The sequence below is a fragment of the Mycobacterium canetti CIPT 140010059 genome (genome assembly GCF_000253375.1).
GTDB classification, from domain to species: Bacteria; Actinomycetota; Actinomycetes; order Mycobacteriales; family Mycobacteriaceae; genus Mycobacterium; species Mycobacterium tuberculosis.
This window is the reverse complement of the sequence record NC_015848.1, coordinates 3,356,580-3,368,470: the sequence shown is the minus strand read 5'-3', so window position 1 is coordinate 3,368,470 and position 11,891 is coordinate 3,356,580. Positions and strand designations below refer to the sequence as shown.

The following is an 11,891-nucleotide window of genomic DNA, read 5'->3' as shown; positions in this document are numbered from 1 at the left end:
CACAGGGCTACTCATGAGCCCTTCGGGTGGCGCCCGACGACCTTGGTGCTTACCGTGCGCCGCTATCGGTGTGCCGGCTGCGCTCATGTGTGGCGGCAAGACAGCAGCGCGGCAGCCGAGCCGCGAGCGAAGTTGTCGCGCCATGGGCTGCGGTGGGCATTGGAAGCCGTTGTGTGCCAACACCTCACCATCGCCCGTGTCGCCGAAGGGCTGGGGGTGTCGTGGAACACCGCCAACAACGCCGTGTTGGCCGAGGGCAAGCGGGTGTTGATCGACAATGCGGGCAGGTTCGACGAAGTCACGGTGATCGGGGTCGACGAACACGTGTGGCGCCACACGCGGCGCGGCGACAAGTACGTCACCGTGATCATCGACCTGACCGGCATCCGTGAGGGCACCGGCCCGGCCCGGCTGCTGGACATGGTCGAAGGACGCTCCAAACAGGCCTTCAAGACCTGGCTGGCCGAACGAGAAGAATCCTGGCGCCAGGCGGTGGAAGTGGTGGCGATGGACGGGTTCACCGGGTTTAAGACCGCCACCAGCGAGGAACTGCCCGACGCGGTGGCGGTGATGGATCCCTTCCACGTGGTGCGGCTCGGTGGTGAGGCGCTGGATAAATGCCGGCGCCGCGTTCAACTCGACACCTGCGGACACCGCGGTCGCAAGACCGATCCGCTCTACGCCGCGCGGCGCACCCTGCAGACCGGAGCCGACCTGCTCACCGACAAGCAAAAAGACCGGCTGACAAAGCTATTCGCCGTCGACACCCACATCGAAGTCGAGGCGACCTGGGGCATCTACCAGCGCATGATCAGCGCCTACCGCAACCCCGACCGCCGCAGGGGCCGCGAGCTGATGAGCACGCTGATCGAGTCGATCAGCGACGCGGTCCCCGCGGCACTGACCGAGGTCATCACCCTGGGGCGCACATTGAAGAAACGCGCCGCCGACGTGCTGGCCTACTTCGACCGGCCTGGCACATCCAACGGACCCACCGAGGCGATCAACGGCCGCCTCGAACACCTACGCGGCTCTGCGCTGGGATTTCGCAACCTCACCCACTACATCACCCGATCCCTCCTGGAAACCGGCGGATTCAAACCCCGACTACACCCTCGATCATGAAGAGCCGCTAAAGGGTGCCCACGATATCGCCGGCTAGCCAACGGATGTCCGGTCGAGCACCTGATTCGGGAGCGTGTCGCAGTTCAAAACGCTGAAGTACCGCAACGACTCTCCTGAACGGTTCGATTCGATCGAACACGCCCGCACCTGGCCAGGCCACATGGGCGCGGCCATGGCCAACGCCTACTCGGCCAACCCGAATCCATTCGGCGTCTCACCGCAACCCCCGAAACCGGCGACCGCGGCATGGATCAACCCGCCCACCCCAGATCCGAAATAGCGTCCACATAATGAGACACTGGCGCAAAGAGCTTGACAGGCGCCGCACCACGCAAGCTGTTAGACGTGTCGGTCTTGCAAGAGGCGGGTTGGCCACCCAAGATCACGCCGCCCAAGGGCATCGAGTCAACGTTGCGGTGGTATCGCGCTAACGTCGGCGCCGCCAAGAAATGACGGTGCGCATTACCATGGCCCTGCTGATCACCTTTGGCCACCTGCGCACCAGAACTATGACCAGCCTTATGCCGAGTCTCGTGGACATCGGCAGCCGCTTCAAAAACTCCTTGTCGACGATCGTATTGCTGAGCCCGCCGAATTCGTTGTAGCTTGCAACGACCACGTGCATGTAGCGGGTGACGAGCGCTGGGTTGGAAAAGCAGCGAATATTGAAGTCCCAGTCGGCCAGGACCCGGTAGCGGAGGTTGTAGGGACCGATGGTGCCGAAGAGTCCGCGGCGGTAGAAGATCGCCTGATGGCAGATGTTGCGCTTGAACAACAGACGGTCGAGGTCGAAGGCGCCACCCCAGCGGAAATTGGTTGAGCGCATGATCACGTCGCCATATACCAGATCGCTGGGCTCGTGTTCGCCAATGAAGGCGGCCACCCGCGCCAGGGTGTCAGCCTCGTACAGGCTGTCGTCCGCGCCCAGAAAGAGCAACCACGTTCCGGTGGCCAGGTCCACGCCGCGGTTCATGGCGTCGTAGACGCCCTGGTCGGTGTCGCGATGAATGATCAACCGCTCGCCGAGGTTGGGGGCGAAAATGTTGGCGATGTCGAGGGTTTCGTCCGTCGAGCCGCCGTCGACCAGTACCAGCTCGAAGTCACCGCAGGTCTGACGGGCGATGCTGTCGAGGCAGGCAGGCAATACCGCAGCCACGTTCAAGGTGGGGATGATGATCGAAAACATTGGTGCGGCCATGGCGACTTTCTTTGTGTTAGCTGCGGTCAAGCCGGCGTATCGTTTCGTCTGCACCATCTTCGACCCAGGCGATCTGCGCGGACCTCTGGTGCCCGGTCTGGTGCCGGGCCTCGCGAAGCGATTCCAATCAATCGTCCTCGCGGAAAAAGATGCCGTCGGCCTGCAACATTCGACCATTATTTGCATCAATGAAACAAGGCAGCAATCCCGTCAACGTGAAGCCCAAGGAATACACGAGATCGAGGGCTTCAGGAATGAGCATGCCACCTTCGTACAACGGCAGGAAGGACAGTTCGAGTTGCATGCCGACGCAATGGTCATCTATGGTTGATTTGCCCCCGGCGAGCACCTGCTTTTCAAAGCCTTGAACGTCGACCTTGAGAAAAGCGACACCGTTCATGCCTAGAAATTCTGGCGCCACGGAATCAAGTCGATGTATGGACGCCTCTTGGGTACCGACATAGTTTGCCGGGGGAAAAGCGTTCTGATGACTTTTCAGCATGGGCAAGACGGAACTGCTCTGACCGGCGTTTCCTGCGATATTGATCGTAACCGTTCCATCAGAATCGCCCAACGCATGCTGCCGGCAATCCCAAAGTGGATCCGTTGACGCTTTGCTTTCCAAGATCGTAAACGGTCCGGATAGCGGTTCGAACGAGACAATGCGGCCCTTATATGCTGCTCGGCGGAGGCCGGCGGCGTATTGTCCTGAGTTGGCGCCGACATCGAAAACGACATCTACCCGACGCGATTTGAGTTGCTTCACAAACTGGTGCTTCAGGTCTCGCTCAGAATAGCGGCGCGAAACCTCGAAGGCGGCGCTACGCGCGATGAAACGAGCGAGTTTCAACGATTTCACTGTGCAACACTAACACGCTAAATACTCCGCCCCGGGGGATAGTTTGGGTCGCGCAACATTGTAGTGGGTCTGCGGACCCGAGGTTCGGTCACAACGCCAGGCGCTGCTGACGATTGGACCTGGTGCAGTTCCAAGATGTGCGCCTGATGCGGGTGGTAGTGTGCAGACGGCTTGGGCCGGCGAAGGGCCAGCGGCGTTGGCGCCCTTTGGATCTGGGCACCACTGGTTGTTTCGAGAACCTCGGAGCTCAACGGCCGACCTACCGGATGCGGGCGATCCGGATGTTAGAGTGCGCCATGCCAAACCGCCTCGTTCGAAGCCTGCAACGCTGGCGGCCGTTTGGCTTGCCCCCCCATCGGTGGCGGCTGGCCCCCTGGTATTGGCGCGGCCTCCAGGTCACCCTTGAGCCGGGGTCGGCCATCGCGTGGATCGTTCGGTTGACCGGCGGGTTCGAGGAGACCGAGATCGACATCGCGGCGGCGCTCTATTCCGCGCTCTACCCAGACCGCTGCATCCTCGACGTCGGAGCCAACGTCGGCATACACAGCCTGGCCTGGGCGAGGTTAGCCCCGGTGGTAGCCCTGGAGCCGGCGCCGGGCACCCATTCGCGGTTGGAGGCCAACGTGGCCGCCAACGGCCTGCAAGACCGCATCCGCACGCTGCGGACGGCCGCCGGGGACGCGGTCGGCGAGGTCGACTTTTTCGTGGCGGCCGACAGCGCCTTCAGTTCGCTAAACGACACGGGACGAATTCGGATTCGCGAGCGGACACGGGTGCCGTGTACCACGCTGGACGCGCTCGCCGCCGAGCTGCCCCTCCCGGTGGGTCTGCTGAAGATCGACGTTGAGGGCCTCGAGCGCGCGGTCATCGCGGGCGCCGCGGAGCTTCTGCGGCGCGATCGCCCGGTCCTGCTGGTGGAGATCTACGGGGGCGCCGCCTCTAATCCGGACCCGGAACGGACCATTGCGGACATCCGCGCGTACGGGTACGAACCGTTCGTCTACGCCGACGATGCGGGGCTGCAGCCCTACCAACGGCACCGCGACGACCGGTACTGCTACTTCTTTATTCCGAGCCGGAAGGGATAGCTGGCGCCGGCTGCCGCTCTCTACCTCGAGTGCTTGCCCCGGGCGTTTGCGCTGCTGGGTGGCGGTGGCGTCCAGGGCCAAGCGGGCGTGGGCTCGAGGAGGTCGATACGCTGGGGCCGCAGACGTGTCAGCAGCTCGATAGCCATCGGCGAGCGTTTCTCCTCGGCGAGGTGCGCTATCCTCGCCTGATGCGACTCCCCGGCATGTTGCGCCCGACTGCGGAACGGCATTTTCACAGCATCTTTTACCTTCGGCACAACGCCCGCCGTCAGGAGCACCTGGCCACGCTGGGGCTCGACCTCGGCAACAAGAGCGTGCTGGAGGTTGGTGCCGGGATCGGCGATCACACGCAGTTCTTCCTCGACCGCGGGTGCAAGGTGCTCTGCACCGAGCCCCGGGGGGAGAATCTGGATGTCATTCGCCAACGCTTCGGGTCCAATCCCAATGTCACAGTCGACCACCTAGATCTCGACGGCGATCTCCCAGCAGAAGCGCACCAATACGACGTGGTGTACTGCTATGGAGTGCTCTACCACCTCTCCCGTCCTGCCGAGGCGCTGGCGTGGATGTGTGACCGCGCAGTGGACCTTCTGCTGCTGGAGACATGCGTGAGCTATTCCGGCGAAGACGAGCCTTTTCTGGTTAGTGAGAGGGCTTCCTCGCCGAGCCAGGCGATAACCGGCACGGGGTGTCGGCCTTCGCGCGTGTGGGTGATGAACCGACTGAGGGAGAAGATGCCGCACGTATATGTGACCGCTACGCAGCCCCGGCACCGGCAGTTTCCACTGGATTGGCGGGCGAACGGACCGATAGCTTCCACAGGTTTGGCTCGTGCGGTGTTTGTCGCTTCGCGGGCTCCGCTGAACCTGCCGACCCTGGTCGAGGAGCTTCCGATGGTGCAGCGCCGGTGCTGAAGCCCACATGTGAACGTGGGTTGTCGTCAGGAGTTTGATTCTCGGCGGCAAAGGCCCAGATCTGGGAGAACAGGATTGGGCTAATGTGCCCATGGCATAGCTAATCTTGCTGGCGGCCGGGGTGGAGATGTTAGCTCAGCCTGGTCGTTCCCATGACCACGCCGGCGCCCGGGAGGCGCGCCAACAACGCATCGCCCATCGCCGCTGCGGGAGTGAGCACCCCCCGCAGCTCGGCGAGCCGATCGCGATCGAGCGCCAGCGCCAGACCACTCTGCGCGAGCAACACCGCGGTCGACTTGTACGCGTCGACGTTGTGCGCGAAAGTCGCCCTGTAGCGGGCACCGGTCGTCGTGGTGGTGTACGTCTCGAAGGTGTAATGGCCCCGCTCTTGCGTTTTCCGGCTCGGACCGGTGCCTGGCTTTGGCGTGACGCGCTCCACTAATCGTCGGGGTAGTCGGTCGAAATACTTATTCCCCAACCCGATGGTGCCCGCCACAGTGCCGGTGACGGCTGCGGCGAGAATCGGCGCCGCCATCGACTTTCCCAGACTCATTGTTTCCGAGTAGCGGAACCGCCGGCCATAAGCCCACTCCTGTAATGCGTTGCTACGCCGAACGATTCGAGTGTTAAACGGAGCCTGCACAAACCCGCCGGTCCAGAAGCCGGCAAGTTCGGGCGCCAGATCACGTCCTGGACGCCGAAGAAAATCCGGCTGCGCACCAAGTTCGGGTTCGGCGCCCCGGTCCGTGGTCAGCGTGTACGGGTCGGTGACGAGCCGACGGGCCTCGGGGTCGCTGGATGCCGTGCGCATTGCTTCGGAATACGTTGCTACCGAGCCGCCGGAGACCCAGCGTTGCGAGAATGAACGCAGCACGAGGTCGGTGTCACACAGTTCACCGGTGCCGTCCTCGACGGACCGACGGTACAGCTGATACACGTTCAAATCCGAAGGGATCGAATCGAATCCGCACGCCAGGATTATCCGGGCGCCCGTGTCGGCGGCTTGTTTGTGGTACAGATCGATGCTGTTTCGGCAGAACATCAACTCGCCAGTCAGGTCGGCATAGTCGGTTCCGGCCTTCGCGCAGGCCGCCACCAGCGGCAGGCCGTAACGCGTGTAGGGGCCGACCGTGGTCAGCACCACCTGGGCCCGCGCGGCCATCGCCTCGAGCGTCAAGGGTTGGGATGCGTCGGCGAGGATCAGCGGCCAGTCCGCTGCGTTCGGGCCCAACATCATCCGCACGCCCCGCAGCCGTGCGCTTGACCGACCGGCCAATGCGATCCGTGCTGTTGACCCGCTGTGAGCGAGGTGTTCGGCGGTCAGCTTGCCGGAGAAGCCGGTGGCGCCATATAGAACGATGTCGAACTCGCGCTCAGCTGGGCTCATCCGGGCGACATTACCCGAAACTGGCTCAGTCCTTGGTGAAGCAGTACATCCGGTACGAGAGTTCCCCGCCTTCCAGGTAGCGGGACAGCTGCGTGCCCTGCACACCGATGAATTCACGGCCCGCGAAACGCAGGAAGGCCGGCAAATGGCGGTCGACCAGGTCCCGTGACTTCTGTGAATTGTTTCCGATGCCGCGCAGCACTTCGGCGTTGATTTGCCGCTGCGACAGTTGCCGCAGCGGGGTAGCAGCGAGGTCGGCCTCCCATGCGGCGATCTCATTGCTGGGGCGCAGGTCGGCGTATGGGAAGTACCCTCCTGGGCGCAGCACGCGAACCACCTCGGCGAGGAAACGCCGAAAGTGCGGGTAACAGTGCGAGGCTTCGACATTGAGCACAACATCGAAGGATTCGTCGTCGAAGGGCAGGTTTTCGGCGTCACCTCGCACGAAGTCCAAACCAGGCAGCCGGTGTCGTTTCTTGCACAACTTGATTCCCGCCTGGTTCAAGTCCAGGCCGGTGTAGGAGGCCGGGTGCAACGTGCGTGTGAGGTAAGAGGCTCCGCCGCCGTGTCCGCAACTGACCTCCAGCACCTGCTTGCCGCCCAGATCGACCTGGGTCGCGGTGCGGTGGTACAGGTTGATGTGGGCTCGGTTGGGCTCGTCGGATGCCTCCAGTGGCAGGTCCATCGGCGGATCTTCCTCATAGGCCCAGTTGATGAACACGATTTCGTCGTTACCGAGTCCGCGCGTCATCAACGGGTACCAGTACCGCCAAACTCTCTTGTAGGTCGAGGTACTGCCCGCGCGGGCGAGGAGGCTGTGGGTTCGACTGAAGGCCATGGGCAAGGAGTATGGCAGACAGTATGCACGAGCGATGCGTCAGAAGAGAAGTTGGCGCAACACCGAGCCCGCGGTCGATGCCATGACATCCGACCCCGGTGTTGCTCAACGCGCGACCGCGCGGACATGACTCGCTGAGGTAGCGTTCCTAGCCATGACGTTGGTCAACAGCGCAGTAGACAAGGGGTAGGCGTGGGCGGACTTCGTTTCGGTTTTGTTGATGCCCTCGTGCACTCGCGGTTGCCGCCGACCCTGCCGGCACGGTCTAGCATGGCGGCCGCCACCGTGATGGGCGCCGACTCGTATTGGGTCGGCGACCATCTGAATGCGCTGGTGCCGCGCTCGATTGCGACTTCCGAATATCTCGGAATTGCGGCGAAATTCGTGCCCAAGATCGATGCCAATTACGAACCGTGGACGATGCTTGGAAACCTCGCCTTCGGGTTGCCCAGCCGTCTGCGACTGGGCGTGTGCGTGACCGATGCAGGTCGGCGCAATCCAGCGGTCACAGCCCAGGCTGCCGCGACTTTGCAGTTGCTTACCCGAGGCCGAGCCATATTGGGTATCGGTGTCGGGGAACGTGAAGGCAACGAGCCCTACGGTGTGGAGTGGACCAAACCGGTGGCGCGGTTCGAAGAAGCCCTGGCCACCATTCGCGCGTTGTGGAATTCAAACGGGGAGCTTGTCTCACGTGAATCGCCATACTTTCCGTTACATAACGCCTTGTTCGACCTTCCGCCATACCGTGGGAAATGGCCCGAAATCTGGGTCGCGGCCCACGGGCCGCGGATGTTACGGGCCACCGGACGTTACGCCGATGCCTGGATTCCCATTGTTGTGGTTCGTCCCAGCGACTACAGTCGCGCACTCGAAGCGGTGCGCAGCGCGGCGTCCGACGCCGGACGCGACCCAATGTCGATTACTCCGGCGGCGGTGCGCGGCATCATCACTGGACGGAATCGCGACGACGTGGAAGAGGCGCTGGAATCTGTCGTTGTGAAGATGACCGCGCTCGGGGTACCTGGGGAAGCCTGGGCGCGTCACGGCGTCGAGCATCCAATGGGAGCCGACTTCTCCGGTGTGCAGGACATCATCCCGCAAACCATGGACAAACAGACGGTTTTGTCCTACGCGGCCAAGGTCCCGGCTGCGCTTATGAAAGAAGTCGTCTTCAGTGGAACCCCTGACGAAGTCATCGATCAAGTAGCGGAATGGCGAGATCACGGGCTGCGCTACGTTGTGCTGATCAACGGCAGTTTGGTTAACCCCAGCCTGCGCAAGACGGTGACGGCTGTCCTGCCGCACGCCAAGGTTTTGCGCGGGCTCAAGAAGCTATGATTTGCGCCACTCTCGCGAAGATGGGGTAAGCCGGCCCAGCGGCTGGCGTGCCAATCGCGGCGTGCGGCAGGCGATTTCGGCGTGTCGAGCTTGGAACTCGATGTGAATTTCCCAGAGTGCCCACAGGTCAGCCGTGCGCACGTTCAGCTGACTTGAGGTCAGGCCATTGATCAGCGGTTACTCGGTTCGGCCTCGCCGCAACGGGCTTGCCGTGATTCGTGTTGGTGGGGGCACGGTGTACCGGCGGGATCAGTCGGTTGCGGTCTCTGAACTGTGACCTGTGGGGTCTGACAGCGCTCTGCGGGTGCCACCCGTCGCGACCGGATCGAACGAATCGCACGGCGCTGGCGAATTCGCTCCGGCACGATCAGCAGGTCGACATCGAAGACGGTGCTCATTAGGCTTAGCGAAGCCAGCCCAACGGTGTGTTTCGCGAATGGGGCTGCAGCCAGCGCTGACGCCGCGGCTGACGATTCCGTCAATCCCATTAGGCCCTCGGGTGTGGCCCGTACCTGCTATGGTCGTGAGACCTTAACGAATCGCGTCGCGAGCCCGGGCAAGGTACAGACGCTATGCGCCGACTCGGATTCGTATGAAAGCGGCAGCGCAGCCGTCTGCTCTCTGCCGTCCATAGCTGAAGGAAGACCATGAAAACCAACTCGTCATTTCATGCCGCGGGCGAGGTGGCGACACAACCGGCATGGGGCACCGGTGAGCAAGCGGCACAACCGCTGAACGGGAGCACATCGCGATTCGCTATGAGCGAGTCGTCGCTCGCTGATCTCCTACAGAAGGCGGCGAGCCAGTACCCCAATCGCGCGGCGTACAAGTTCATTGACTATGACACGGATCCGGCTGGCTTCACCGAAACCGTGACGTGGTGGCAAGTCCACCGGCGAGCGATGATCGTGGCAGAGGAGCTCTGGATATACGCATCAAGCGGCGATCGGGTCGCGATATTGGCCCCGCAGGGCCTTGAATACATCATCGCCTTTATGGGTGTGCTGCAGGCTGGTCTCATCGCGGTTCCTCTTCCGGTGCCACAATTCGGCATTCACGACGAACGAATATCTTCGGCATTACGAGACTCTGCGCCGTCCATTATTCTTACGACCTCGTCGGTTATTGACGAGGTCACGACATATGCGCCACATGCGTGCGCCGCACAGGGCCAGTCCGCGCCCATCGTCGTGGCTGTGGACGCTCTGGACTTGAGCTCATCCAGAGCGCTCGATCCGACTCGGTTCGAGCGTCCGAGCACAGCATATCTACAGTACACATCCGGTTCGACCCGCGCGCCGGCCGGTGTTGTCCTCTCGCACAAGAATGTCATCACCAACTGCGTACAGCTAATGTCCGATTACATCGGGGATTCGGAAAAGGTTCCGTCAACTCCCGTATCGTGGCTGCCGTTCTATCACGACATGGGGTTGATGCTGGGCATCATTCTCCCGATGATCAATCAAGACACCGCGGTGTTGATGAGTCCCATGGCATTCTTGCAGCGGCCGGCCCGTTGGATGCAATTATTAGCCAAACACCGCGCACAGATTTCCAGCGCACCGAATTTCGGTTTCGAATTGGCGGTACGCAGAACATCCGACGACGATATGGCTGGACTTGACCTCGGGCATGTGCGGACGATCGTCACCGGCGCCGAACGAGTAAACGTCGCGACGCTGCGGCGCTTCACCGAGCGGTTCGCCCCGTTCAACCTCAGCGAGACGGCAATCCGGCCGTCATATGGGCTCGCGGAGGCGACGGTGTACGTGGCGACCGCCGGACCGGGACGCGCGCCGAAGAGTGTTTGCTTTGACTACCAGCAGCTGTCGGTCGGTCAGGCGAAGCGTACCGAGAACGGCAGCGAGGGAGCCAACCTGGTGAGTTATGGAGCTCCCCGGGCGTCAACCGTGCGGATCGTCGACCCCGAAACCAGGATGGAGAATCCCGCGGGGACGGTTGGCGAAATCTGGGTGCAGGGAGACAACGTCGGCTTGGGCTACTGGCGCAACCCGCAGCAGACGGAGGCGACGTTCCGCGCGCGGCTCGTCACTCCCTCGCCCGGGACTTCGGAAGGTCCGTGGCTGCGGACCGGAGACCTCGGCGTCATTTTCGAGGGCGAACTGTTCATCACGGGTCGCATCAAGGAGCTGTTGGTGGTGGATGGGGCCAACCACTATCCGGAAGACATCGAGGCGACGATCCAGGAAATCACCGGCGGCCGGGTTGTGGCGATTGCGGTGCCCGATGACCGTACTGAAAAGCTGGTAACCATTATCGAACTCATGAAGCGGGGTCGCACAGATGAGGAGGAAAAGAATCGACTCCGCACCGTCAAACGTGAAGTCGCCTCCGCGATATCCAGGTCACATCGTCTGCGCGTCGCGGATGTCGTTATGGTGGCGCCGGGTTCTATTCCGGTCACCACCAGCGGTAAGGTTCGGCGTTCGGCCAGCGTTGAGCGTTACCTGCATCACGAATTCAGCCGCCTAGATGCTATGGCATAACAGCGCATGTATGTGGGGGAAGAATATGACCGAGTGTTTTCTATCTGATCAAGAGATCCGAAAGCTCAATCGTGACCTTCGAATACTGATAGCAGCTAATGGCACCCTCACTAGGGTGCTCAACATTGTCGCTGACGATGAGGTGATCGTGCAAATCGTCAAGCAGCGGATTCACGATGTTTCACCGAAGCTATCCGAATTCGAGCAGCTAGGGCAGGTGGGGGTCGGCCGTGTTCTGCAGCGGTACATCATACTTAAAGGTCGGAACTCGGAACACTTATTTGTAGCCGCGGAGTCGTTGATTGCGATTGATCGGTTGCCGGCTGCAATTATAACAAGGTTGACGCAGACAAACGATCCTCTCGGCGAGGTTATGGCAGCCAGCCACATCGAGACCTTCAAGGAAGAGGCTAAAGTCTGGGTCGGAGATTTGCCAGGTTGGCTCGCGCTCCACGGGTATCAGAATTCCCGAAAGAGAGCCGTTGCCCGCCGTTATCGCGTTATTTCCGGAGGCCAGCCGATCATGGTGGTGACGGAGCACTTTCTACGAAGCGTATTTCGAGATGCTCCGCATGAAGAACCTGATCGCTGGCAGTTTTCAAATGCCATCACTCTGGCGCGCTAGGGCGGTCATCCA

Annotated in this window: 10 protein-coding genes and 1 pseudogene; 7 read left to right on the top strand and 4 right to left on the bottom strand. The window is 61.8% G+C overall.

The window, feature by feature from the left end:
• Positions 1-3 precede the first annotated feature (3 nt).
• Positions 4-1,125 (top strand): annotated as a pseudogene (locus MCAN_RS15650) (ISL3 family transposase); the annotation flags it as partial.
• Between the two features lie 73 nt (positions 1,126-1,198).
• Positions 1,199-1,405 (top strand): hypothetical protein, encoded by a 207-nt coding sequence (locus MCAN_RS15645; RefSeq protein WP_003901502.1) that lies wholly within the window; start codon positions 1,199-1,201, stop codon positions 1,403-1,405.
• Positions 1,406-1,552: 147 nt separating this feature from the next.
• Here the strand turns inward: MCAN_RS15645 and MCAN_RS15640 are convergent, their stop codons facing one another.
• Both MCAN_RS15640 and MCAN_RS15635 read right to left on the bottom strand, forming a co-directional pair.
• Positions 1,553-2,380: a PGL/p-HBAD biosynthesis glycosyltransferase gene (locus tag MCAN_RS15640; protein ID WP_003414909.1), complete on the bottom strand. Its 828-nt coding sequence runs from the start codon at positions 2,378-2,380 to the stop codon at positions 1,553-1,555.
• A 70-nt stretch (positions 2,381-2,450) separates the two neighbouring features.
• The gene (locus MCAN_RS15635) at positions 2,451-3,182 is read right to left on the bottom strand and encodes a [alpha-L-fucopyranosyl-(1->3)-alpha-L-rhamnopyranosyl-(1->3)-2-O-methyl-alpha-L-rhamnopyranosyl] dimycocerosyl phenol-phthiocerol 2'''-O-methyltransferase (RefSeq protein WP_003899556.1); all 732 of its coding nucleotides are present in this window, start codon (positions 3,180-3,182) and stop codon (positions 2,451-2,453) included.
• A 122-nt stretch (positions 3,183-3,304) separates the two neighbouring features.
• Here MCAN_RS15635 and MCAN_RS15630 point away from each other — a divergent pair, with 122 nt between their 5' ends.
• Both MCAN_RS15630 and MCAN_RS15625 read left to right on the top strand, forming a co-directional pair.
• Positions 3,305-4,270 (top strand): [2-O-methyl-alpha-L-fucopyranosyl-(1->3)-alpha-L-rhamnopyranosyl-(1->3)-2-O-methyl-alpha-L-rhamnopyranosyl] dimycocerosyl phenol-phthiocerol 4'''-O-methyltransferase, encoded by a 966-nt coding sequence (locus MCAN_RS15630; protein WP_003414906.1) that lies wholly within the window; start codon positions 3,305-3,307, stop codon positions 4,268-4,270.
• Positions 4,271-4,458: 188 nt separating this feature from the next.
• The gene (locus MCAN_RS15625) at positions 4,459-5,184 is read left to right on the top strand and encodes a [2,4-di-O-methyl-alpha-L-fucopyranosyl-(1->3)-alpha-L-rhamnopyranosyl-(1->3)-2-O-methyl-alpha-L-rhamnopyranosyl] dimycocerosyl phenol-phthiocerol 3'''-O-methyltransferase (protein WP_003414905.1); all 726 of its coding nucleotides are present in this window, start codon (positions 4,459-4,461) and stop codon (positions 5,182-5,184) included.
• 130 nt (positions 5,185-5,314) lie between these two features.
• On the opposite strand, the gene MCAN_RS15620 is transcribed toward MCAN_RS15625, so the two are convergent.
• Together MCAN_RS15620 and MCAN_RS15615 are read right to left on the bottom strand one after the other, a co-directional pair.
• On the bottom strand, positions 5,315-6,571 hold the full coding sequence (locus MCAN_RS15620) for a trans-acting enoyl reductase (protein WP_014001504.1): 1,257 nt from the start codon (positions 6,569-6,571) through the stop codon (positions 5,315-5,317).
• Positions 6,572-6,596: 25 nt separating this feature from the next.
• On the bottom strand, positions 6,597-7,409 hold the full coding sequence (locus MCAN_RS15615; RefSeq protein WP_014001503.1) for a phthiotriol/phenolphthiotriol dimycocerosates methyltransferase: 813 nt from the start codon (positions 7,407-7,409) through the stop codon (positions 6,597-6,599).
• Positions 7,410-7,601: 192 nt separating this feature from the next.
• Between MCAN_RS15615 and MCAN_RS15610 the strand changes: the two genes are divergently transcribed.
• The 3 genes from MCAN_RS15610 (at position 7,602) to MCAN_RS15600 (ending at position 11,879) form a co-directional block, all read left to right on the top strand.
• On the top strand, positions 7,602-8,747 hold the full coding sequence (locus MCAN_RS15610; protein ID WP_014001502.1) for a phthiodiolone/phenolphthiodiolone dimycocerosates ketoreductase: 1,146 nt from the start codon (positions 7,602-7,604) through the stop codon (positions 8,745-8,747).
• Between the two features lie 758 nt (positions 8,748-9,505).
• Complete coding sequence (gene fadD29 / locus MCAN_RS15605) at positions 9,506-11,254, top strand: 4-hydroxyphenylalkanoate adenylyltransferase FadD29 (protein ID WP_010950805.1); 1,749 nt, start codon at positions 9,506-9,508, stop codon at positions 11,252-11,254.
• Between the two features lie 25 nt (positions 11,255-11,279).
• Positions 11,280-11,879, top strand: coding sequence for a chorismate--pyruvate lyase family protein (locus MCAN_RS15600; RefSeq protein ID WP_003414887.1), 600 nt, complete (start codon positions 11,280-11,282; stop codon positions 11,877-11,879).
• Positions 11,880-11,891 lie beyond the last annotated feature (12 nt).